The organism is Cardinium endosymbiont of Culicoides punctatus (assembly GCF_004354815.1).
Taxonomy (GTDB): Bacteria; Bacteroidota; Bacteroidia; order Cytophagales; family Amoebophilaceae; genus Cardinium.
In genome coordinates, this window is the sequence record NZ_QWJI01000011.1 from 1 (window position 1) to 20,914 (window position 20,914).

At 36.2% G+C, this 20,914-nt stretch carries 30 protein-coding genes; 26 read left to right on the forward strand and 4 right to left on the reverse strand.

Annotated elements, in window-relative coordinates:
• Positions 1–464: 464 nt before the first annotated feature.
• The 4 genes from CCPUN_RS02335 to gyrA form a co-directional block, all read right to left on the reverse strand.
• Entirely contained in the window at positions 465–1,502 is a 1,038-nt protein-coding gene (locus tag CCPUN_RS02335; RefSeq protein ID WP_133281980.1) for an ankyrin repeat domain-containing protein, read from the reverse strand.
• Positions 1,503–1,824: 322 nt separating this feature from the next.
• Complete coding sequence (locus CCPUN_RS02340; protein WP_133281981.1) at positions 1,825–2,832, reverse strand: hypothetical protein; 1,008 nt, start codon at positions 2,830–2,832, stop codon at positions 1,825–1,827.
• A 768-nt stretch (positions 2,833–3,600) separates the two neighbouring features.
• Positions 3,601–5,355, reverse strand: a complete 1,755-nt coding sequence (locus tag CCPUN_RS02345; RefSeq protein WP_133281982.1) for a tetratricopeptide repeat protein — start codon at positions 5,353–5,355, stop codon at positions 3,601–3,603.
• Positions 5,356–5,535: 180 nt separating this feature from the next.
• Positions 5,536–8,061, reverse strand: a complete 2,526-nt coding sequence (gyrA, locus tag CCPUN_RS02350) for a DNA gyrase subunit A (protein ID WP_133281983.1) — start codon at positions 8,059–8,061, stop codon at positions 5,536–5,538.
• Between the two features lie 489 nt (positions 8,062–8,550).
• On the opposite strand from gyrA, the gene rplC reads away from it, so the two are divergent.
• From rplC to rpsD, 26 genes are all read left to right on the forward strand, one after another.
• Positions 8,551–9,183 (forward strand): 50S ribosomal protein L3, encoded by a 633-nt coding sequence (gene rplC / locus CCPUN_RS02355; RefSeq protein WP_133281984.1) that lies wholly within the window; start codon positions 8,551–8,553, stop codon positions 9,181–9,183.
• Positions 9,184–9,185: 2 nt separating this feature from the next.
• Positions 9,186–9,812, forward strand: coding sequence for a 50S ribosomal protein L4 (rplD, locus tag CCPUN_RS02360; RefSeq protein ID WP_133281985.1), 627 nt, complete (start codon positions 9,186–9,188; stop codon positions 9,810–9,812).
• A gap of 4 nt (positions 9,813–9,816) precedes the next feature.
• On the forward strand, positions 9,817–10,107 hold the full coding sequence (gene rplW / locus CCPUN_RS02365) for a 50S ribosomal protein L23 (protein WP_133281986.1): 291 nt from the start codon (positions 9,817–9,819) through the stop codon (positions 10,105–10,107).
• 52 nt (positions 10,108–10,159) lie between these two features.
• Positions 10,160–10,987 carry a 50S ribosomal protein L2 gene (gene rplB, locus CCPUN_RS02370; RefSeq protein ID WP_133281987.1) on the forward strand — a complete coding sequence of 276 codons (828 nt, stop codon included), beginning with the start codon at positions 10,160–10,162 and terminating at the stop codon, positions 10,985–10,987.
• Entirely contained in the window at positions 10,987–11,253 is a 267-nt protein-coding gene (gene rpsS / locus CCPUN_RS02375; RefSeq protein ID WP_133281988.1) for a 30S ribosomal protein S19, read from the forward strand. The genes rplB and rpsS overlap by 1 nt, the downstream gene beginning before the upstream one ends.
• Positions 11,254–11,261: 8 nt before the next feature.
• The gene (rplV, locus tag CCPUN_RS02380) at positions 11,262–11,666 is read left to right on the forward strand and encodes a 50S ribosomal protein L22 (protein ID WP_133281989.1); all 405 of its coding nucleotides are present in this window, start codon (positions 11,262–11,264) and stop codon (positions 11,664–11,666) included.
• A 5-nt stretch (positions 11,667–11,671) separates the two neighbouring features.
• Positions 11,672–12,382 carry a 30S ribosomal protein S3 gene (rpsC, locus tag CCPUN_RS02385; RefSeq protein WP_133281990.1) on the forward strand — a complete coding sequence of 237 codons (711 nt, stop codon included), beginning with the start codon at positions 11,672–11,674 and terminating at the stop codon, positions 12,380–12,382.
• A 53-nt stretch (positions 12,383–12,435) separates the two neighbouring features.
• Positions 12,436–12,861: a 50S ribosomal protein L16 gene (gene rplP, locus CCPUN_RS02390; protein ID WP_133281991.1), complete on the forward strand. Its 426-nt coding sequence runs from the start codon at positions 12,436–12,438 to the stop codon at positions 12,859–12,861.
• A gap of 70 nt (positions 12,862–12,931) precedes the next feature.
• Positions 12,932–13,156: a 50S ribosomal protein L29 gene (rpmC, locus tag CCPUN_RS02395; RefSeq protein WP_133281992.1), complete on the forward strand. Its 225-nt coding sequence runs from the start codon at positions 12,932–12,934 to the stop codon at positions 13,154–13,156.
• The gene (gene rpsQ / locus CCPUN_RS02400; RefSeq protein WP_133281993.1) at positions 13,137–13,397 is read left to right on the forward strand and encodes a 30S ribosomal protein S17; all 261 of its coding nucleotides are present in this window, start codon (positions 13,137–13,139) and stop codon (positions 13,395–13,397) included. Before rpmC ends, rpsQ begins: the two co-directional genes overlap by 20 nt.
• Positions 13,398–13,399: 2 nt before the next feature.
• Positions 13,400–13,768, forward strand: coding sequence for a 50S ribosomal protein L14 (rplN, locus tag CCPUN_RS02405; protein ID WP_133281994.1), 369 nt, complete (start codon positions 13,400–13,402; stop codon positions 13,766–13,768).
• Between the two features lie 5 nt (positions 13,769–13,773).
• Positions 13,774–14,115 carry a 50S ribosomal protein L24 gene (gene rplX, locus CCPUN_RS02410; protein ID WP_133281995.1) on the forward strand — a complete coding sequence of 114 codons (342 nt, stop codon included), beginning with the start codon at positions 13,774–13,776 and terminating at the stop codon, positions 14,113–14,115.
• Positions 14,115–14,669 carry a 50S ribosomal protein L5 gene (gene rplE, locus CCPUN_RS02415; RefSeq protein WP_133281996.1) on the forward strand — a complete coding sequence of 185 codons (555 nt, stop codon included), beginning with the start codon at positions 14,115–14,117 and terminating at the stop codon, positions 14,667–14,669. Before rplX ends, rplE begins: the two co-directional genes overlap by 1 nt.
• Positions 14,670–14,680: 11 nt before the next feature.
• Positions 14,681–14,950 carry a 30S ribosomal protein S14 gene (gene rpsN, locus CCPUN_RS02420; RefSeq protein ID WP_133281997.1) on the forward strand — a complete coding sequence of 90 codons (270 nt, stop codon included), beginning with the start codon at positions 14,681–14,683 and terminating at the stop codon, positions 14,948–14,950.
• Between the two features lie 66 nt (positions 14,951–15,016).
• Entirely contained in the window at positions 15,017–15,421 is a 405-nt protein-coding gene (gene rpsH / locus CCPUN_RS02425; RefSeq protein WP_133281998.1) for a 30S ribosomal protein S8, read from the forward strand.
• 17 nt (positions 15,422–15,438) lie between these two features.
• Positions 15,439–15,996, forward strand: a complete 558-nt coding sequence (gene rplF, locus CCPUN_RS02430; RefSeq protein ID WP_133281999.1) for a 50S ribosomal protein L6 — start codon at positions 15,439–15,441, stop codon at positions 15,994–15,996.
• 57 nt (positions 15,997–16,053) lie between these two features.
• Positions 16,054–16,401, forward strand: a complete 348-nt coding sequence (gene rplR / locus CCPUN_RS02435; RefSeq protein WP_420888376.1) for a 50S ribosomal protein L18 — start codon at positions 16,054–16,056, stop codon at positions 16,399–16,401.
• A gap of 5 nt (positions 16,402–16,406) precedes the next feature.
• Positions 16,407–16,922 carry a 30S ribosomal protein S5 gene (gene rpsE / locus CCPUN_RS02440; protein ID WP_165941910.1) on the forward strand — a complete coding sequence of 172 codons (516 nt, stop codon included), beginning with the start codon at positions 16,407–16,409 and terminating at the stop codon, positions 16,920–16,922.
• Between the two features lie 7 nt (positions 16,923–16,929).
• Positions 16,930–17,109, forward strand: coding sequence for a 50S ribosomal protein L30 (rpmD, locus tag CCPUN_RS02445; RefSeq protein ID WP_133282001.1), 180 nt, complete (start codon positions 16,930–16,932; stop codon positions 17,107–17,109).
• 8 nt (positions 17,110–17,117) lie between these two features.
• Positions 17,118–17,576, forward strand: coding sequence for a 50S ribosomal protein L15 (gene rplO, locus CCPUN_RS02450; RefSeq protein WP_133282002.1), 459 nt, complete (start codon positions 17,118–17,120; stop codon positions 17,574–17,576).
• The gene (secY, locus tag CCPUN_RS02455) at positions 17,569–18,861 is read left to right on the forward strand and encodes a preprotein translocase subunit SecY (protein ID WP_133282003.1); all 1,293 of its coding nucleotides are present in this window, start codon (positions 17,569–17,571) and stop codon (positions 18,859–18,861) included. The genes rplO and secY overlap by 8 nt, the downstream gene beginning before the upstream one ends.
• 164 nt (positions 18,862–19,025) lie before the next feature.
• Positions 19,026–19,253, forward strand: a complete 228-nt coding sequence (gene infA / locus CCPUN_RS02460) for a translation initiation factor IF-1 (protein WP_133282004.1) — start codon at positions 19,026–19,028, stop codon at positions 19,251–19,253.
• 12 nt (positions 19,254–19,265) lie between these two features.
• A complete protein-coding gene (rpmJ, locus tag CCPUN_RS02465) occupies positions 19,266–19,382 on the forward strand; it encodes a 50S ribosomal protein L36 (RefSeq protein WP_133282005.1) in 117 nt (38 codons plus the stop codon).
• A gap of 2 nt (positions 19,383–19,384) precedes the next feature.
• Positions 19,385–19,762: a 30S ribosomal protein S13 gene (gene rpsM / locus CCPUN_RS02470; protein ID WP_133282006.1), complete on the forward strand. Its 378-nt coding sequence runs from the start codon at positions 19,385–19,387 to the stop codon at positions 19,760–19,762.
• Positions 19,763–19,830: 68 nt separating this feature from the next.
• Positions 19,831–20,223 carry a 30S ribosomal protein S11 gene (gene rpsK / locus CCPUN_RS02475; protein ID WP_133282007.1) on the forward strand — a complete coding sequence of 131 codons (393 nt, stop codon included), beginning with the start codon at positions 19,831–19,833 and terminating at the stop codon, positions 20,221–20,223.
• A 55-nt stretch (positions 20,224–20,278) separates the two neighbouring features.
• Positions 20,279–20,887 (forward strand): 30S ribosomal protein S4, encoded by a 609-nt coding sequence (gene rpsD / locus CCPUN_RS02480; RefSeq protein WP_133282008.1) that lies wholly within the window; start codon positions 20,279–20,281, stop codon positions 20,885–20,887.
• Positions 20,888–20,914: the final 27 nt, after the last annotated feature.

Genomic DNA, 20,914 nt, shown 5'->3' on the forward strand with positions numbered 1-20,914 from the left:
AGTTGCGTAGTAACTTTCATCGTTGAGTACAATAATTTGAAGTTAGTAACTATAACTACAAAAATATCAATTATTCAATACTTTGCGAAAGTCCTGATTGTAATCACCAGCAAAGGAATGACTCTGGTGCCTTATTAAAAATGTAAGGAACTTATATCAAATAAGCAATCTAATTGCTACATTGGTACCTGCTTTGTTGTAAACCGCTTGCCAGCGGGTCCTTACTTTTTTGAGGGCCAAAAAAGTAAGCAAAAAATCCCTTTTGTCCCAAAAGAAAAATGCTAAAAATCTGCACAAAAATTCGAATCCAGATAAAAAACGCTCCTATGGAGCTCAAAAGGAAATATCTGTCTTTGATCGAATTTTTTGCTTAGATTTTTCTCACGTATTTTTCTTGAGGGACGTGTATCTGTTTATATATATGCTATGCTTTGTATAGCATTATTCTGTTTATCAAAGTAAAATTAACTATTTTGCTTTGCTTCCTTTAAAAGCTTTTTGATTTCTTTATGTTTCCCAAAACCTAGTTTTGACAATAATGCATTTTTTATTGAAATAGCTTTTGGATTGGCTCCATGTTTTAACAATAACTTTACGATTTCCACGTTGCCGTTATGCACTGCCTGGCCAAGTGGCGTACGGTTACAAAAGCCTTTATGTTCCATATCTATGCCTTCCTTTTTTACTAGTGATTCTACAATTTCTATACAACCAAAATCAACTGCTACATTAAGTGAAGCGTTTTTATTATTTCTATCTTCTTTATTGATTTCAGTTTTTGGGTTTGCTAACAGTAACTTTACTGCTTCTATTTGATTACCTTTAGGTCCATATTTATAACCATATATACCTGCTTGTAATGGTAACATGCCTCTGCTCGCAGGTAGATTAACATCTATATTTGGATTTTTTAAAAGAATATTAAGAATATCCATATCACCATTCTTCATAGCTGCATGGAGCGCTCCATCGTAATCAGGTGAATTATCGTCATAGTTAATATCTAATTGATTGACATTTGCTCCATGATCAAGTAGTAATTGTACTACTGGAACATCTTTTTTCCACGTTGCTAAGGTTAAAGGATATTCGATAAAAGAACCTGGAGGGTTCTTCACAGCTAAACTAGGATCAGCTTTATTCTTTAATAAAAATTTAATAATCTTTAGGTATCCCTCTTTCTTTTCTGAATTTTTTGTTTTTGTTCTATATAAAATAGTCATATACAAGGGATGGATCATACCATATATACCATTTAAGAATAATACGCTTGTTTGTAGATTAGGATCTATTTTATGTTTTTTAAACAACGCTTCTACTTTTAGTTCATCTCCCTCTTTGATAGCCTTTTTCAAGTCAGATATAATCTGTTTTTGCTCCAGTATATTATGCATTTTAGCTGGTATCTTTTTTGCACGGTGCGCAATGCTTGTGCACTTACTTATGCCCGTAGTAACCCATACCATTGCTAAAAAGGTAACGATTTTGTAAATGTATTTCATAGATTAAATATGTTAAGTAATTGAATATCAGTATATTTGTTTAATATAATCTTCTGATTAAAAATTTATTCTTTTTAAGAACTCGTAGTCTTTACGATGCGTGTGATTTATTGTAATCACCAGCAAAGGAATGGCTCTGGTGCCTTATTAAAAATGTAAGGAACTTATATCAAATATGCAATAGGGGGGACATAATGGCTTGATGGGATATATGAAAAAACGGGTTGCAAAATAAGCTGCTGCTATTTGTATAGAATTTGCTATACCACTTATTTTGCAACCCGTTTGGTTTTATACTACTGTTTTGAACATAGTAATTATGTTACACACCAGGCATCTTATCCACGGTCACCAATATAGCAATCGTTCCAGATGCTATTGTAAAAATAGTACCTTTAATTAACATAGATTTTTGGTATGGCCAGGAGTGTGTATCATCACTACTACTACTATAAGTAACCCTCCATAATCGACATACAGTCGCTAAAGCTAAGTCAGCTGTTCCCATCCAAGCAGTCATAATTTTTGTATTATAATGTTCATTAGGAGAAATACTGGTAACAACAATAGCTGGAATTGTATTCAAACAAGCACTTAATCCAGCTTCAACTATAGCACCCTGCTTTTTCTTACTTCTACACATATTTCCACCAAGTGAGAACAAGCTTACTCCTCCATTGGCCCATAGGGTCAGTAAATCTGGACGGTTAAAGCCTTCGTTTAATTCAATATAATAAGCAACAGACATTAAAACTATATAAATACCACCTTTAGCTAAAGCAATATGTGCACCACAGTCTTCACTATATGTATCTTGCTTTCTTTTACCAGCATTACAGCGTTTCGATATAAACCCCAAAAGGTTTATAGCAGCTTTTTGGGTAAACGTTATGCCAGCTATGGGTAGCACCTTGCTTGTAGGTGGCTCTATAGGCGTTACTATAGGATCATCATCCTGAGCTGTAATCACTTTGAGTTGCTGGAAATCAATAGCTCCATGAGATGTAGCTTGTATTTCATGTATTTCTGGAAAATACACCTTGATGTCATCGGGATTTAGATCCTCTAATGATTTAGTAGTGTTTTTTACTTCTATAATCATAGGAATAAATGTGTTATTCAAACTATTCGGATCATTCAGGTCAATAGAAGAGCCATTAAATGGGACTGTGTTATTGGATGGTATAGCCATTCCATGGCTGATAAGTGGTGCTGAAAGTGCACATCCTGCTGTAAGCGCTTTATCTAATCTGATATTTTGGGAAACGCGCTTTTGGCTACAAGCGCCCAAAGCGTAAAATAGGGTCGTCCATAAGATAGATCTATGCATATAATGCATTATTTTGTTATGATATTTCCCACATTCCGCACCAAAAAATGCAAATCTTACAATTATTTTATAATTGATTACTAATAATTTTTATAATTGTATAGTAATATACTTTCATAGCCAAAGTAAAACTTTGTACAGAGTATAAGTTTTAGAAACTACTAATTAGTAATAATTTTTTGCTTTACTATTGTATGGTAACTTTTTATTTAGTATAATAAGGAAGCAAACCTAATCATTCATTATGAAATGAGTGTTTCATTAAACAATATATTCTACAAAATGTTGTTTTTGAAGTAATATTAAATAGTTTTGATGTTATCAATTGATCTTAATTTAATTAATAAGAATCTAAAAAAAGGTGCGGAATGTGGGATATTTCATGATTTTATAAAAATTAAATGTAAAAAAACGTAATACCTTCTGTGAAGGCATATATTCCACGCAACAGCATGTCTAAAAAAACTGCTGAGCCTATCCCAACCCTTTTACTACAACAAAAGTGTGTATTATACACATCCTTTGCACTAAACCTTAGCTCAAATTATTTTGTGAAACACCATGCATACATGGCCCATTCCTTAACAGAATTATGTGTAGGAACTTGTGTGTATCAATCACTAAAGAAAATGGGGCCTTCTCTCGCTAATATAACAAATTGAGATAAAATTTGCAATTCGAAAAGATTAAAAAAGTGTCACCGCAGGATTTGCTCTTAATGGCATAAACGTAAATTTTTATAGCTATTTACTGGAATTAGGTCTACTTTTATGTATTATCCGTATTTTTAATATAAAATGGATCATCTCCTATGGATTGTTTCCTTCTCTCCATAGCCCGTGATAAACGGTTCGCAGATCCATATTTTTTTAAGTAGACATAGATGTAATACAAAGCATTTGCAACATCTTTGTCTTTTTTATCCTGCTTGTGCGCCTTGTGTAAGTAATATAAAGCATCTTTTAGATACTTCTCTAGTTTAGATATAGTCTGTTTTTGGCCACTTCGTAGCAATTCGGCTGCAATTCTTTTGGTAGTATGCCAATATATTAGACTTGTGTTAGGAATATTTCCACTTTTTATAAGGTCACTCATACTTAGGCTCCAGCCATTGTTAGTGCTTTGATAATTATGTATCAAAAATTTGCTATTGACAAAAAATCTCCTTTCTGCATGATCTATACTTTGGTTCAAGAGAGGGATCATGTTTGGTGCTATTGGATATAAAGTGTGTATAAAAGGAGTGTTCAGCTGGTACTTAGCGGTTACATAGATTAACTTATTAAAGTCATATATAGCATCCGTTTCAGTCTCTTCTTTTTGCTTTTCTACCTGTGGTGCATGTGCATGTGTCTTTATGGTTTCGTTATAGCATATAAACCCCAGTTGTCGTAAGGTGTTATAATGATTAGGCATCTTTGCTAATATACATTCGTAATAGGGAATCGCCCTTTCTATTAATCCTTGATTTTCCTGCAAATAAGCATATTCATACATCGTGTGATCTGCTTCCAATGCTGAAATAGCCTCTAACAAGGCCGTTTCATATAGGGCTATTTGATTGGCTGCCTTGTATATTAAGAACTTTTCTTCCAAAAGCTCATTATGGTAAGGGAATTGTGTAATAGCCTTATTCAATAAGGATATGGCTTCGTCAAACTTTTGCAATTGAAAGTATTGAATATTGGCCATAGCACGAAAAATAGCAACTTGTGGTTCTGTAGCTTGCAGATAGGTTTCATAATTTTGTAGTGCTTCTTCTGCTTGGTTATTGCTATGATAAACAATAGCTGTATATAAGACTGGAGTGGGATCTTTTGGCAAAATTCGTTGACAGATGGCAAATTGCGCCACTGCTTGATCAAAATTTTCTTGTTTATGGTAGCGAATGCCTCGGTCTAAGTAATAACTCCATAGAGATGCTATATTATTTTGTGCAAAGCTATGAAATTGTGTGTTTGGTGGGCATAGTTCCGTTGTCCTTGTATAGGAGGCCAGCGTTTCATCCAATAAAGCCGCAGCTTTTTCTGAAGTTATATGATCCTTTAACAGTTTGTGGTAAATGACACCTCTATAATACCAGGTTGCAGGGTGTGTAACAAGTTTGCGATCTTTAATCGCTTCATCTATAGCAAGTTGCGCTTGCTCGGCGTTGGAAATCGTAGGTGTACTATCCTTGTTTGTTTCTTCTCTATCTGTTTCTGTGTTTTTTTCTCCTCCATCTTTATGTGTAGTACCTTTCTCCGTTGTAGTGTCTTGTTCCGTTGGACTGGTAGCAGTTGTGTGTTCGTCGTTTAATGCTGCTGTATCGGGAGGTAGTGGGGGAGGGGTATCCTTTTTTTCCTTTGGCTTGGAAGATGGATCAGCAAGAGTGGAGGATGAACCAGTTTGTTGTTTTTTTGAGTTTTTGCCTTCAAAAGTTCGAATAATTTGTTCTATAGCTTTTGGTATAGCAAAAATCTGTAATGGTACTAGCCCCATTACCAGAAAAAAAAACAACTTTTGAATATTTTTTTTGTTCATCGCTCCACTCAGCTCAACTAACTATGTAAAATGAACTTGTGCCTATTCATCAAAGGCATCTTCTTCATCTAGATCTTCTTCGTCTAGTTCTTCATCATAGTCTAAGTTATACTTTAACCTTAATAGGTGCTCTTTTGTTTCTTTGCGTATGGACATAATTATATTTTGTTTGTTTGATTGTTAATTGTTATAAATTTCCTCCCCCTCTTCAAGAACATTTTCTTCTTGAGATGCTTTATTGATTACTGCATCATCTTCACTTTTTGCCTCTTGATCTAAAACATCTATCTTAGCTACAGAGGCAATTTTATCATCTGGGCCTAGGCGAATAATTCGTACACCTTGCGTTGTTCTGCCTATAATTGGTAACTCACCTACTTCTATGCGAATGGTAACTCCAGATTGATTTGTGATCATTAATTCATCTTGGTCTTTTACCGCATGAATGGCTACTAGTTTTCCAGTTTTTTCTGTAATATGAATGGTCTTTATGCCTTTACCTCCTCTTTTGGTAATTCGATAGTCATCTATAGATGATCTTTTGCCATAACCATGTTCAGAAACGACCAATAAATCCCAATCTGGTGTGGGAAAGCTAGCCATTCCAATAACACGATCTTGCTCATGTACAAGGGTTATACCCCGGACACCAGAGGAAACACGTCCCATAGGTCTAACATCTTGTTCATTAAAATGAATGGCTCTACCTGATTCCAGTGCCAATACAATGTAGTTGCTACCACTGGTTAATTGAACATCTAAGAGACAGTCTCCTTCTCGAATGACGATGGCATGTATACCATTTGCTCGTGGCGTAGCATACGCACGGAGTGGGGTCTTTTTGATAACTCCCTGTCTGGTACACATCATCACATAGTGATTATCCACGTAGTCTGCGTTTTTTAAGTCTCGAACTTGGATAATACTGCGTACCTGATCACCAGGAGCTATATTAATTAAATTCTGGATGGCTTTACCTTGCGTTGCCTTTTTAGTTTCTGGTATGTTATAGACTTTTAACCAATATATTTTCCCATATTCTGTAAATATCAATAAATATTGGTGTGTAGTCGCTATAAACAAATGTTCGGAAAAGTCATCTTTTTTGGTAGAGACTCCTTTGGCTCCAATACCCCCTCTACCCTGTACACGGTATTCAGATAGCGGTGTTCTTTTGATATAGCCTTGGTTGGAGATCATGATAACCATTTCTGTATCAGGAATCATATCTTCCATAGTAAACTCATCAGAATGATACTCTATGGCTGTTTTGCGTGCATCAGCATAACGTTCCTTGAGTTCTGCTAACTCTTCCTTGATGAGTTGCATGCGGAGCATTTTATCAGCTAATATTTCTGAGAGATATTCGATGAGTTTTTTTACTTGAGCATGTTCTTCAATGACTTTAGTCCGTTCTAAGCCAGTAAGTCTTTGCAAGCGCATTTCTAGAATTGCTTTTGCCTGAATTTCACTAAGCCCAAAGGTTATGATCAATTCCTGTTTAGCTACTTCTGGATCTTTTGAACTTCGAATTAATGTAATAACTTTATCTAAATTGTCTAATGCAATAAGGTAACCTTCTAAAAGGTGTATTCTTTTTTTAGCCTGTTCTAAATCGAAAGAAGTCTTTCTTACCAATACCTCATGCCTATGGTCAACAAAGTGACCGATTAATTCTTTGACGTTAAGTATTTTAGGTCTTCCACCTACTAAGGCTACGTTATTAACGCTAAAGGAGTTCTGAAGCTGCGTTTGTTTATATAAGTTATTGAGGACTACATTGGCTACCGCATCGCGCTTAAGTTCATATACAATGCGCATCCCTTCTTTATCCGACTCATCTCGGATGTCAGCAATACCCTCTATCTTTTTGTCATTAATGAGCTGAGCGGTCCTTTCTATCATGGACGCTTTGTTGACCTGATAGGGTATTTCCGTTACGATTATTTGCTCTTTATTATTCCCTGTTACTTCAATGGTTGCTTTACCTCGCAATATAATACGTCCTCTACCCGTTTCAAATGCTTCCTTTACGCCGCTATATCCATAGATAATACCTCCAGTAGGAAAGTCCGGTGCAATCATATGCTCCATAATTTCAGAGATGGTGATCTCATTATTATCGATATAGGCAATAATGGCATCCAACGTCTCCCCGAGATTATGGGGAGCCATATTCGTAGCCATTCCCACTGCAATACCAGAAGAGCCATTTAAAAGTAAGTTGGGAAGTTTGGCTGGTAATACGATAGGCTCTTGTAGAGAACCATCAAAATTTGTTTGAAAATCAACTGTATCCTTATTTAGCTCTTTGATAAGTTCTTCTGCAACCTTAACCAAACGCGCTTCGGTATAACGCATGGCTGCAGGAGCATCACCGTCAACAGATCCAAAGTTTCCCTGACCTTCTACTAAAGGATAACGAAGGGACCAACTTTGTGCCATGCGGACCATGGCATCATAGACAGAACTATCTCCATGAGGGTGGTATTTTCCCAATACCTCTCCAACAATTCTTGCAGACTTCTTGTAGGCCTTGTTGTGGCTTAGGCCAAGTTCATACATACCATATAGTACCCTGCGATGTACAGGTTTCAGTCCATCTCGGACATCAGGTAGGGCTCTGGCAACAATAACAGACATAGAGTAATCTATGTAGGCATTGCGCATTTCATCTTCTATGTTAATTGGTATGATACGATCCATGCGTATTGAATCTATAAGTAATAGTGTTAATGATTATATTTTTTAATAGACTATAATACGAATAAAATAGGAAAAAGACTAAAAAATAGCATCTTTTGTATAAGATGTGGAGGCCATTAAGGCTTTGTGTCTGGTAAGAGGTTATGATGTCAATGCATAAGAAAAGAATAATATAGATAATGGACAATAAGTTTTTCTTTAATGCGTGAATTTTATTATATTTGAATTACTTAGTTCCAGTGAAATTTGTAACACTGTTTTAAGTTGTGCGCTGAGGGTTCAAGGGTGAGTGATAGGGGTTTGCTTTGCATTTTTGTATATAAGATGTTTCCTTTATTCGCATTTTTGTTGGTTTGTGCAAACCCTACTTGATCTGGTTTGTATTTTTTCTTAACTTTGTCCTCTTGCTGTGTATCCTTCCTAGTTTTTACTAGATAAGTTTTGGAGCGAGCTTGGTTGACATTGATAAAGTTGTATTATAAAGAAGTTATGATTGGAATCATAGGAAAAAAGATTGGAATGACTAGTCTTTACGATAGCAAAGGCCATAAAAAAGCCTGTACAGTAATTCAAGGGGGGCCTTGTGTTGTTACGCAGCTTAAGACCATGTCTGTGGATGGGTATACTGCTATTCAATTGTCCTATGACGATAAAAAAGAAAAAAACACTACTAAGCCTCTTATGGGCCACTTTTCCAAAGCTTCCACTGCTCCCAAGCGAAAACTAGTTGAATTCAGATCTGATGATGAATCTTCTCTTCAAGAAGTTGCTTTGGGGCAAGTCATTCGCGTAGAAAATGTTTTTTCTGAGGGTGAGTTTGTTGATGTTGTTGGAACATCCAAAGGAAAGGGATTTCAGGGTGTTGTCAAGCGACACGGTTTTAGTGGAGTTGGAGGCCGTTCACATGGTCAGCATAACCGCGAGCGAGCTCCAGGTTCTGTTGGAGCCTGTTCTTTTCCATCTCGTGTGTTTAAAGGTATGCGCATGGCAGGTAGAACCGGTGGTAAAAGGGTAAAGGTTGCCAACTTGCAAGTGATGTATGTATTACCAGAGAAAAATGTTATTGTACTCTGTGGAGCAGTTCCTGGTGCGAATAATTCTTATGTAATTTTGGAGAAGTAAAAATGAACGTATCGGTATTAAAATATACAGGGGAGGAGACAGGTCGATCGGTTTTGTTGCCAGAGAAAGTTTTTTGTATTACCCCAAATGATCATGCTGTTTATCTAGATGTACGATCGATTTTAGCTAATCGACGTCAAGGAACGCATAAATCAAAGGAACGTAGTGAAGTCAGTGGTTCCAGAAGGAAAATTAAAAAACAAAAAGGTACAGGTACCGCTAGGGCTGGTGATATAAAGTCACCCATATTTAGAGGGGGGGGTAGAATCTTTGGTCCTAAGCCAAGAGATTATGGTTTTAAATTAAATCAAAAAGTAAAAAAGCTAGCAAGGAAATCTGTGCTAACCTATAAGGCTAAGGAAAATAATATATCTGTTTTAGAGCCTTTCACTTTTGCAGCAGTAAAGACAAAAACCTATATGGAAATGTTGCGTAGTTTGTCTTTTCTGGATGAAAAAACTTTGTTGATTTTACCTAACACAGATATAAATATTGTACTTTCTAGTAGAAATATAAAGAAAGCAAAGGTGCTTTGTGTGGATCACGTTAGTACGTATGATCTATTGAATGCAAAAAGACTTTTGATTGTTGAAAGTGCCATAGAGCCCATGGTAAAAAAACTGACATAACAGAATGAGTATCTTTAAAAAACCATTGGTAACAGAAAAAGTATCATCACTTAATAAACAAGGTGTTTATGGCCTAATTGTTGATGATCGTGCCAATAAAAATGAGATAAAAAAAGAAGTTGAGCGTTTTTATAGCGTCACTGTAAAAAAAATTAATACCATGCGCTATGCTGGTAAAAAAAGAGCCAAATATGCAAAAGCAGGCGTAGTAATAAAAGGGAAGCGACCTTCGTATAAAAAAGTGCTCGTAACTTTGAAGTCAGGAGATGTCATAGATTTTTTTAGCAATATCTAACCACTTTGTTGAGTGTTTAATTTAGAGTTGTAGTTGATTTTAGAGAGTAGTTATGCCATTGAAAAAACTTAATCCAATCACCCCCAGTCAGCGTTTTAGAACAGCGCCTGATTTCTCTACTGTTATTACATCCAGTAAGCCAGAGAAGTCACTATTAGTAAAAACTAAAAGTACAGGTGGTCGAAATAATCGTGGTAGGATGACCGTTCCTCATAGGGGAGGGGGGCACAAAAGACGTGCACGCCTTATTGATTTTAAGCGAAGAAAATTTGATGTTCCTGCTTTTGTTAACTCTATTGAGTATGATCCAATGCGTACTGCATATATAGCATTATTGCATTACGTAGATGGAGAAAAAGCTTATATCATAGCTCCAGAAGGTATTAAAGTTGGAGCAAAAGTTGTAGCAGGTCCTAATGCCTCGATAGATTTAGGCAATGCGCTGGAAATGAAAAATATTCCACTTGGTACCATTATTCACAACATTGAGTTAGCCCCTAGTCGTGGTGCTGCATTAGCTAGGAGTGCTGGGTCATATGCCCAGCTGCTTTCAAAAAGTGGGAAATATGTTACCATTAAATTACCTTCTGGTGAAAGACGTTTGGTTTTAGATACTTGCATGGCAACGATTGGATCTGTTTCCAATAGTGACCATAACAATGTTACGATTGCAAAAGCAGGAAGAAATCGTTGGTTAGGCAAGAGGCCACGTGTACGAGCCGTTGCCATGAACCCTGTTGATCATCCAATGGGCGGTGGTGAAGGTAAAGCCTCTGGGGGACATCCTAGGTCATTTAAGGGGCTATACGCAAAAGGTAAAAAGACGAGAGATCGTAATAAATATTCTGCTAGACTGATAATTAGTAAAAAGAAAAAGTAATGAGTAGATCCATAAAAAAGGGTGCATATGTGGAGCATCATTTACAAAGTAAAATAGATGTGCTAAATGAATCTGGGAAAAAAACAGTAGTTAAGACTTGGTCGAGGAGATCAACGATTACCCCCGATTTTGTAGGTCATACTTTTGCCGTGCATAATGGAAATAAATTTATTCCTGTTTTTGTTACAGAGTCGATGGTAGGTCATAAATTGGGTGAGTTTTCCTTAACAAGAACGTTTAAGGGGCATACATCTAAAAAAAGATAGTTTGAATTATGGAGGCAATAGCAAGGTTAAGGAATTTATCTATATCTGCACGTAAGATTAGCTTATTAGCTACGCTTGTTAGGGGTAAAACTGTAGCTACAGCATTGGCTATATTACAAAATAAACAAGGGCAGTCCGTTGTCCCCCTAAGAAAATTGTTACTTTCTGCTATGGCAAATTGGCAGAATTGTAATGAGGATGCGTTAGAAAATACCGATATGTTTATAAAAAACATAACCGTAGATAGAGCAGGAATGTTAAAGAGAATTATGCCAGCATCAAGAGGTGTTGCACATAGGATAAGGAAAAGATCTAGTCATGTTACCATTGTGGTAGATGGTATAGTACATACTCCTGATGCAGTATATCAGGCTATTCCAGATGAAAAACATAAGAACACTATAGAAGAATAATTATCATGGGTCAAAAAGTTAATCCTATCGGCTTTAGAATTGGATTTATTCTAAAATCAGACTCTAATTGGTTTGCATCAAAAAAATCCTATGCAGAAAAATTAATGGAGGATGAAAAAATCCGTTCCTATTTGCGTACTAGGATGGCAAAAGCAAGTGTTTCTAAGATTTTGATTGAACGTGCAGGTAAAAAAATGACCATTACCATTCAAACCGCACGTCCAGGTATCGTTATTGGAAAATCTGGAGCAGAGGTCGATAAATTAAAGGGAGAGATAAAAAAACTTACTGGAAAAGATATCGAAATTAACATACTTGAAGTAAAAAAGCCAGATCTAGAAGCCAAGTTGATAGCCTCACAAATTGCACAGCAACTTAGAGCTCGAATGCCCTATAAAAGGGTTGTTAAACAATTGATCGCATCTGTGATGCGTGCTGGTGCACAAGGTATTAAAATAAAAGTGTCTGGAAGGTTAGATGGTGCTGAGATGGCTAGGGCCGAACAATTTAGAGAAGAAGCAGTTCCGCTTAGTACATTGCGTAATGATATAAGCTATGCTGCTGTAGAGTCACATACTATTTATGGTGCCATAGGCATTAAGGTGTGGATTTCTAGAGGAGATACCTCTTCTGTACATGAAAAACGTGCTGTAGATAAATTAGATAAGGCTTATAAACCATCAGAAAAACCTTATTTTCGTTCTCGGGGTAGGTAATACTTAAATAACTTCCCCATGCCGAATATTAACTTTTGCATTGAATAACTAAGATGTTACAACCAAAAAGAGTCCGTTATAGAAAAACGCAAAAAGGAAGAATAAAAGGTCTCTCCATGAGGGGAAATCTGTTAGAATTTGGAACCTTTGGCTTAAAAGCTTTAGAGCCCTCATATATTACAGCTCGACAGATTGAGGCTACTCGTATCGCTATTACGAGAGAAATGAAACGTCAAGGGCAAGTTTGGATTAGGATATTTCCTGATAAACCCCTTACAAAGAAACCTGCAGAGGTTAGGATGGGTAAGGGTAAGGGATCTCCAGATTCCTTTGTGGCAGTTGTTAAGCCTGGTAAAATTATTTTTGAGTTAGATGGCGTTCCTAAAGAAGTAGCAGAGCGTGCTATGCGTCTCGCTACACATAAATTGCCTATTAAAACAAGTTTTGTAGTTCGTAGAGATTATGATGCGGCAGTATAGTGCACCTGTTTTGGATTTTTTTAATTAGGATCTTTTACTATCAACACCGATGATTCAATAAGTATTGAAAATGAAATATAAAGAAGTGCAGTTGCTTTCTCCAGAAGAAATAAACATTAAACTAAGGGAAAAATTAGATTATTTAGTTAAGTTAAAATTTGCCCATAAAGTTTCTCCTATAGAAAATCCTATGAAAATAAGGGAAACGAGAAGGGGTATTGCACGATTGAAAATGGCTCAGAAAACGTACGAGTTTAGAAAACAATCAGAAATGTATGGCTATGCTGAGAAATAGAAGAAAAGAAAAAGTAGGAAAGGTGACAAGTAATAAGTCTGATAAAACGGTAACCGTTATGGTCGACTATAGAGCGATACATCCTGTGTATGGTAAGTTTTTAAAGACTACTACTAAGTTTATGGCTCATGACGAGGAAAATGCTTGCGGCATTGGTGATGTGGTGAGAATTATGGAGACACGTCCTCTAAGCAGAAAAAAGAGATGGCGATTGGTTGAAATCATAGAAAGAGCTAAATAAAAATGATACAACAGGAATCAATACTAAAAGTAGCGGATAATAGTGGCGCTAAGACAGCCCTGTGTATCCGTGTTCTCGGAGGTACGCGTAAGCGTTATGCCTATGTGGGAGATAAGATTGTAGTAACAGTAAAAACGGCTAATCCCTCTAGTAGCCTTAAAAAAGGGACTATTTCTAAAGCTGTTGTAGTTCGTACTTGCAAGGAAACAAGACGCAAAGATGGTTCTTATATTCGTTTTGAAGACAATGCGATTGTCCTAATAGAGAATAACAATGAGCCTAAGGGTACAGGCGTTTTTGGACCTGTTGCTAGAGAAGTTCGTGATAGGAAGTTTATGAAAATAGCATCTCTAGCTGATGAAGTTTTATAAAAAATATGCAAAAAACGATAAAAAAAAGTTCTAAAATTCATATTCGAAGGGGAGATCTGGTAAAAGTTTTAGCTGGTAAACATAAGAATGAGCAAGGTGTAGTGCTCAAAGTGTTTCCTAAAGAATATCGGGCCCTTGTTAAGGGTATGAATATGATATCTAAACATATAAAGCCATCTGCCGAAAACCCTAAGGGGGCTATTGAAAAAAAAGAAGCACCTATTCATATCAGTAATCTTATGTTCGTGGTTGCAGATACAGGGCAAGCTACTCGTGTGGGACGCAAGCTTAATGAAGAAGGAAGGCTACAGAGGTATGCTAAAAAAACTGGAAATTTTATAAAATAATGGTTAAGCCAAGATTACAAGAAAAATATTTCGCAGAGATCATTCCTTATCTAAAAAAAGAACTTGGATGTAAATCTGTAATGCAAGTTCCTAGATTAGAAAAAATATGTATCAATCAAGGACTTGGTGATGGTGTCTCTAATAAAAAGTTGATAGAACTTGGTCTAGAAGAGTTAACCGCTATTGCTGGACAAAAGGCTGTACCTACGCGTGCAACAAAGTCCGTTTCTAATTTTAAGCTTAGAGTAGGTATGCCCATAGGTGTTAAGGTTACCCTCCGAGGAAAAATTATGTATGAATTTCTCGATCGATTGGTTTCTATTGCATTACCTCGGATTAGAAATTTTTGGGGATTATCTATTACTGGATTCGATCGGAATGGTAACTATAACTTAGGCATTAGAGAACAGATTATTTTTCCCGAGGTGAGCATTGATAAAGTTATGAAAATGATTGGAATGAATATGACTTTTGTTACCAATGCGAAAAATAATGACGAGGCCCTTCAACTCTTGAAGGCATTGGGGATGCCCTTTAACATCGGGCAAGATTAAATTAAAAGGTTATGGCAAAAGAATCAGTCAAGGCAAGAGATAAAAAAAGAAGGCTTCTGGTACAGAAATATGCTACTAAAAGAGCTGCTTTAAAAGCCCAAGGAGACTATGTCGCATTAGATAAATTGCCTAAAAATGCGTCTCCTGTTAGATTGCGTAATAGGTGTAATATAACAGGTAGAGGGCGTGGATATATTCGAAAATTTGGTATTTCTAGAATTGTATTTAGACAATGGGCTTTAGCAGGAAAATTACCAGGCATACGGAAAGCCAGTTGGTAATTATTTAAATCTGTTGTAAATTTGTAATCCCGTTTTTATGTATCCTTATTTGTTAATATAAGCATTATGACTACAGATCCAATAGCTGATTATCTTACTAGAATCAGAAACGCCGTCTTAGCTAAGCATAGAATTGTAGAAATTCCTGCTTCAAAGATGAAGAAACAGTTGACAGAAGTGTTACAAGAGCAGGGCTATATCCGAGGATATAAGGTTTGTTCTAAAAAAGATGATGTTCAGTCAACCATTAAAATTGCACTTAAGTATAATAGCTTTACAAAAGAGCCTGCAATTGTAAAATTAAAGCGTGTAAGTAAGCCAGGGTTACGTAAGTATTCCACTGTTGCTACTATGCCTAGTGTGATTAATGGATTGGGTATTGCTATATTGTCCACCTCAAAGGGTATTATGACGGATAAAGAAGCCCGAAAAATGAACGTTGGTGGTGAAGTGCTCTGTTATGTTTACTAAAATTTAAATTAGGAAAAATGTCAAGGATAGGAAAGCTCCCAATTAATTTACCACAAGGTGTTGTTGTAGAAACAATAGATGAAGGTATTGTACAAGTACAAGGAGCTAAAGGTGTTTTGCAACAACGTGTTGATCCCACCATTCAGGTGCAAGTAACAGAAGGAGTAGTACAAGTTATTCCGAATGAAGAAGGTACAAAAAAAAGTAAAGCCCTCCATGGTCTTTATAGAGCATTGATACAAAATATGGTTACCGGCGTAAGTCTGGGCTTTAACCGCACTTTGGAATTAGTTGGAGTTGGTTATAAAGCCAATATACAAGGGCAAATGCTTGAGTTAAGTCTTGGTTATTCTCATGATATTGTTTTTGTCCTGCCAAAGGAAATAACAGCAGTGACAGAGCTGCCTAAGGGACAAAGCCCTTTAATTCATTTGGAGTGTATTGATTATCAATTACTCGGTCAAATTTCTGCTAAAATTCGTTCCCTAAGAAAAGTGGAACCCTATAAAGGTAAGGGTATTAGATTTTTAGGTGAGAAAATTCGACGTAAGGTTGGTAAATCCACCAAGAAGTAGCTTGTATATCTTGTTTTGGATTATTTGGTACTTGTTAGATATTTAGATAAGATGAAAGTGAAAAGTAAAAAAGCGGAAAGAAGAACCAAGGTGAGAAGAAGAATTAGGGGATCTCTACATGGAAGTCTAGAAAGACCCCGGCTTTGTGTTTTTAAAAGCAATACATCTATGTATGCCCAGCTTATTAATGATGAAAAAGGTGAAACACTTGTTTCCTCTTCTTTACGTGAGCTAAAAAAATACAAAAATAATCTTTCTGGCGCATTAGAATTAGGAAAGGATATAGCCAATCAGGCAATAGCAAAAGGTATAACAACAGTTGTATTTGACCGTTCTGGATATCTTTATCATGGAAAAGTTAAAGCATTAGCAGAAGGTGCAAGAGAACAAGGTCTTAAATTTTAGTTGATATGATATCAGGTAGCAAAAGGCTTAAAGCCAGTGATTATAATCTTGAAGAAAGGGTAGTTGCTATTAATCGTGTTACAAAGGTTGTCGAAGGAGGCCGTAGTTTTAGTTCTGCGGCAGTTGTCGTAGTTGGAAATGGTGATGGCGTAGTTGGTTACGGACTTGGTAAGGCAAAAGAATTAACAGATGCCATTGCTAAAGGAGTGGAAGAAGCAAAGCGCAATCTTATAAAGGTCCCTATTTTACGTGAAACCATTCCACATGATGCAGTTGGCAAATATGGTGGAGGTAATGTACTTATTAGGCCTGCTGCCTCTGGTACCGGTGTTATTGCAGGTGGTGGTGTGCGTATTGTTTTAGAAAGTGCTGGTATTAAGAATGTTCTATCTAAGTCACAGGGCTCTTCAAATCCACATAATGTTGTAAAGGCTACGTTCAAAGCATTGCTTCAATTGCGAGATCCTTTAACTATTGCTAAACAACGAGGTATTTCTTTAGAGAAAGTTTTTAATGGATAATTTTATTATGGAAAAAATAAAAATTACTCAGATTCGTAGTTTAATCAAACGGCCTAAATGTCAAAAAGATACCATGAAGGCACTTGGATTAGGTCGTATGCATAAGAGTGTTTCGCATAAAACTACCCCTCAGATATTGGGTATGATTAAGAAAATCAATCACTTGGTTGTTACAGAAAACATATAATTATAGTTATGGAATTACATACGCTTAAACCGGCAATAGGTTCCTTAAAAAATAAAAAACGAGTTGGTAGAGGACAAGGATCCGGTAAAGGAGGAACAGCTACACGTGGTTATAATGGTGCCCAGTCTAGATCTGGATATAAAAGAAAAATTGGCTTTGAAGGAGGACAGCAACCATTGCAAAGAAGACTTCCAATGTATGGATTTAAATGTCCTAGCAGGATTGAGTTTACTCCACTAAACCTTAATGTATTACAGGCCTTAGCTGAAAAACATAACGTTTCTTCTATAGATGCTCATTTTTTAAGGCAGCATAGGGTGATTGGTAAAAACGGGAAATACAAAATTTTAGGTGGTGGTCAACTAAATATTAAACTTTCTGTTGCTGCACATCGTTGTTCCGCTTCTGCCATGCAGGCTATTCAAAATCTTGGTGGAACAGTGATTATACTTCCTATATATGAGTAAGTTATTTAGAACCATTAAAGATATATTCCTGATAAAGGAGCTTAGGGTACGCATCGGAAATACCTTATTGTTTTTGTTGCTATTCCGTGCCGGAGCCACTATTGTTTTACCAGGTATAGATATGACACAAGTATCTGGTAGGGTAAAGGGAATACTTGGATTATTAGATAGCTTTTTAGGTGGTTCCTTTAGCAACGCTTCTGTTTTTGCTCTTGGTGTTGCCCCTTATATTTCGGCATCTATTATCATGCAACTTTTGTCTATTGCTTGGCCTAAAATACAAAAAATACAACGTGAAGGAGAAGCTGGTAAACGTAAAATCGCTCGGATTTCTCGGATTTTAACTATTTTTATTGCAATTTTTCAATCTTTTCAGTATTTATTAGTTACTACCAGTAATAATAGCGTTTCAATAGATAAGCCTTTCTTCATGGCTATGTCTATTGTTATTTTAACTGCAGGTACTGTTTTTTGTATGTGGTTAGGAGAAAAAATTACGGATAAAGGCATTGGCAATGGTGTTACCATGTTAATCATGGTTAGCATTGTGTCTGCTTTTCCAGCTGCTTTGTATCAAGAAGCAGTACATCGAGGAAGTAGAGGTATCCTTTTATTTGTGTTTGAGCTTTTCTTCTTGTTTTTGATCGTTTTAGTAGTTGTTGCTTTCACACAAGCTACGCGAAAGGTTCCCATTCAATATGCAAAGCAGTTGAGTAGTAGTACTATATATGGGGGTCAGCGTCAATATATACCATTTAAGTTGAATAGTGCAGGTGTTATGCCTATTATATTTGCAAACCTTTTAATTGTTTGTATTTCTTTTATTGTTGGTATTTGGGCAGACAAGTTTGCTTGGGCAGCAAATATAAGTAGAATGTTACAAGATATTACAAGTTGGCCTTTTAATATCCTATTTGCTTGTCTTATTGTTGTTTTTACATTTTTTTATACAGCCATTACCGTTAATCCTGTACAGATAGCTGAAGACCTAAAACGTAACAATAGTTTTATTCCTGGGGTAACTTCTGGAAATGCAACTGCTCGTTTCTTTGATGATATTTTAGATAGGATTACACTTCCAAGTGCCATTTTTTTAGCAGTGATTGCCATCTTTCCTGCTTTTGCGCATATGGCTGGTTTGAGTTTGTCTTTTTCAAAATTCTATGGGGGCACTTCTTTGTTGATTATGGTAAGTTCTATGTTAGAAACACTACAACAAATTGAAAGTTATCTTTTGATGCGTAGATATGAGGTTATTATCAATACAGGAGCTAGAATAAAGTGATTATTTTAATAAATTTGCAGCTCATAGAGAGGATTTTAAAGATAAATTCACTATATTAGGAATCTAGTAAGTTTTAATTTTAGAGCCATTTAGGTTTTAAGAGGAATTGCAGCAAATAAGCAAAAAAATAATAATCAGTAGGATTTACGATTAGGGAAATTAATATGGCCAAGATACCTCCGATTGAGCAAGGTGGAGTAGTGCAAGAGGCGTTGCCTAATGCAGTATTTAAAGTTATGCTAGAAAATGGGCATATTGTTAGGGCCCATATTTCTGGAAAAATGCGTAAGAATTATATTAAAATTCTTCCTGGAGATCGTGTTAGGATGGAATTGACGCCCTATGACTTGACACAAGCTAGGATAGTGCATAGGTACAAAACAACGGAATAGAATTGTTAATTTATGAAAGTTAAAACATCTGTTAGAAAAAGAAGTGCTGATTGTAAGATTGTACGACGTAAAGGCGTATTGTTTATCATCAACAAGAAAAATCCTAAATTTAAACAAAGACAAGGATAGATATGGCTAGAGTATTGGGGGTAGATATTCCAGATAATAAAAGAGGTGAAATAGCGCTTACATATATATATGGAATTGCTAGAAGTTCTGCAAATAAGATTCTTAAGACTGCACAAATCGACAAGGACCGTCGTGTGTCTACTTGGACAGATGACGAGCTAAAAGCTATTAGAACTGCAATTACTGGTATCTATAAAATAGAAGGTGATTTAAAATCAGAAATTCGTCTAAATATTAAACGTCTTATAGAGATTAATTCTTATAGAGGCAAAAGACATCAGTTAGGGTTGCCTGTTCATGGACAGCGGACAAGAACGAATGCCAGAACCCGTAAGGGAAAACCTAAGACAGTTGCTAATAAAAAGAAGGCTACTAAGTAAGGGTTGAGTCTTGGTGGCATGACACATATTATATATAGCCCCTTTGATTTTTCTGTAAAAAAGAAGTTATGAAGAATATTGGAAAAAATAAGGTAAAAAAACGAGTTGTTAAAATTGGTAAGGATGGGCAAGCCCATATTCAGGCTACTTTTAACAATTTGATTATCTCGATTACAAATGAAACAGGTCAGGTGGTTAGCTGGTCTTCTGCTGGTAAAATGGGCTTCAAAGGATCGAAAAAAAACACACCATATGCTGCTCAGGTGGCAGCATCAGATTGCGCGAAAGTTGCCTATGAATTAGGGTTAAGACGTGTAGAAGTTTTTGTTAAAGGAGCAGGTATTGGACGAGAGTCTGCAATTCGTGCGCTTCAAGATAATGGTGTAGAAGTAGCCTCTATTAGAGATGTTACGCCCCTTCCTCATAATGGCTGTAGGCCACCTAAGCGTAGACGTCCATAGTAGTTAGAAAATACACAGAATATTTAGTTGTAATAGTATAGAAGAATTATAGAATATGGCAAGATATCGTGGCCCAAAAGCCAAAATTGCAAGAAGATACAATGATCCTATCTTTGGTTTGTCAGTTAGTAAGGTGTTACAAAAAAAGAACTATCCACCAGGACAGCATGGTAAAGGGCGTAAACGTCGTTCTCAATTTGCACTTCAATCTATGGAAAAGCAGAAAGCAAAATACACTTATGGGTTACTAGAGCGTCAATTTTACAATTTATTTCAAAAAGCTGCTAAAAGTAAGGGAATTACTGGTGAGGTGATGTTTCAACGTTTAGAAGCCCGCTTAGATAATGCTGTTTACAGGTTTGGTATTGCTTCCACAAGAAGAGAAGCACGCCAGATAACATCGCATAGGCATATTACTGTTAATGGGAAGGTTGTAAATATTCCTTCTTATACTTTGAAACCTGGAGATATTATTGGCGTTACAGATAAAGGGAAAGGTATGGCTTTAATTGCTACTAACGTAGAGAATAATTCATCTAACAAGTATAAATGGTTAGAGTGGGATGCCTCTTCCATGGTAGGGAAGTTTGTTGCTTTTCCTCAACGTTCTGATATACCAGAAAAAATTAATGAACGAAGTATCGTAGAGTTGTATTCTAAATAGCAATAGTTGCTTATTTTTAAATAATTT

Bases quoted from the DNA above. Each gene is read 5' to 3' on its own strand.
- CCPUN_RS02335 (WP_133281980.1), bottom strand. From the start codon at position 1,502: ATGAAATACATTTACAAAATCGTTACCTTTTTAGCAATGGTATGGGTT.
- CCPUN_RS02340 (WP_133281981.1), bottom strand. From the start codon at position 2,832: ATGCATAGATCTATCTTATGGACGACCCTATTTTACGCTTTGGGCGCT.
- CCPUN_RS02345 (WP_133281982.1), bottom strand. From the start codon at position 5,355: ATGAACAAAAAAAATATTCAAAAGTTGTTTTTTTTTCTGGTAATGGGG.
- gyrA (WP_133281983.1), bottom strand. From the start codon at position 8,061: ATGGATCGTATCATACCAATTAACATAGAAGATGAAATGCGCAATGCC.
- rplC (WP_133281984.1), top strand. From the start codon at position 8,551: ATGATTGGAATCATAGGAAAAAAGATTGGAATGACTAGTCTTTACGAT.
- rplD (WP_133281985.1), top strand. From the start codon at position 9,186: ATGAACGTATCGGTATTAAAATATACAGGGGAGGAGACAGGTCGATCG.
- rplW (WP_133281986.1), top strand. From the start codon at position 9,817: ATGAGTATCTTTAAAAAACCATTGGTAACAGAAAAAGTATCATCACTT.
- rplB (WP_133281987.1), top strand. From the start codon at position 10,160: ATGCCATTGAAAAAACTTAATCCAATCACCCCCAGTCAGCGTTTTAGA.
- rpsS (WP_133281988.1), top strand. From the start codon at position 10,987: ATGAGTAGATCCATAAAAAAGGGTGCATATGTGGAGCATCATTTACAA.
- rplV (WP_133281989.1), top strand. From the start codon at position 11,262: ATGGAGGCAATAGCAAGGTTAAGGAATTTATCTATATCTGCACGTAAG.
- rpsC (WP_133281990.1), top strand. From the start codon at position 11,672: ATGGGTCAAAAAGTTAATCCTATCGGCTTTAGAATTGGATTTATTCTA.
- rplP (WP_133281991.1), top strand. From the start codon at position 12,436: ATGTTACAACCAAAAAGAGTCCGTTATAGAAAAACGCAAAAAGGAAGA.
- rpmC (WP_133281992.1), top strand. From the start codon at position 12,932: ATGAAATATAAAGAAGTGCAGTTGCTTTCTCCAGAAGAAATAAACATT.
- rpsQ (WP_133281993.1), top strand. From the start codon at position 13,137: ATGGCTATGCTGAGAAATAGAAGAAAAGAAAAAGTAGGAAAGGTGACA.
- rplN (WP_133281994.1), top strand. From the start codon at position 13,400: ATGATACAACAGGAATCAATACTAAAAGTAGCGGATAATAGTGGCGCT.
- rplX (WP_133281995.1), top strand. From the start codon at position 13,774: ATGCAAAAAACGATAAAAAAAAGTTCTAAAATTCATATTCGAAGGGGA.
- rplE (WP_133281996.1), top strand. From the start codon at position 14,115: ATGGTTAAGCCAAGATTACAAGAAAAATATTTCGCAGAGATCATTCCT.
- rpsN (WP_133281997.1), top strand. From the start codon at position 14,681: ATGGCAAAAGAATCAGTCAAGGCAAGAGATAAAAAAAGAAGGCTTCTG.
- rpsH (WP_133281998.1), top strand. From the start codon at position 15,017: ATGACTACAGATCCAATAGCTGATTATCTTACTAGAATCAGAAACGCC.
- rplF (WP_133281999.1), top strand. From the start codon at position 15,439: ATGTCAAGGATAGGAAAGCTCCCAATTAATTTACCACAAGGTGTTGTT.
- rpsE (WP_165941910.1), top strand. From the start codon at position 16,407: ATGATATCAGGTAGCAAAAGGCTTAAAGCCAGTGATTATAATCTTGAA.
- rpmD (WP_133282001.1), top strand. From the start codon at position 16,930: ATGGAAAAAATAAAAATTACTCAGATTCGTAGTTTAATCAAACGGCCT.
- rplO (WP_133282002.1), top strand. From the start codon at position 17,118: ATGGAATTACATACGCTTAAACCGGCAATAGGTTCCTTAAAAAATAAA.
- secY (WP_133282003.1), top strand. From the start codon at position 17,569: ATGAGTAAGTTATTTAGAACCATTAAAGATATATTCCTGATAAAGGAG.
- infA (WP_133282004.1), top strand. From the start codon at position 19,026: ATGGCCAAGATACCTCCGATTGAGCAAGGTGGAGTAGTGCAAGAGGCG.
- rpmJ (WP_133282005.1), top strand. From the start codon at position 19,266: ATGAAAGTTAAAACATCTGTTAGAAAAAGAAGTGCTGATTGTAAGATT.
- rpsM (WP_133282006.1), top strand. From the start codon at position 19,385: ATGGCTAGAGTATTGGGGGTAGATATTCCAGATAATAAAAGAGGTGAA.
- rpsK (WP_133282007.1), top strand. From the start codon at position 19,831: ATGAAGAATATTGGAAAAAATAAGGTAAAAAAACGAGTTGTTAAAATT.
- rpsD (WP_133282008.1), top strand. From the start codon at position 20,279: ATGGCAAGATATCGTGGCCCAAAAGCCAAAATTGCAAGAAGATACAAT.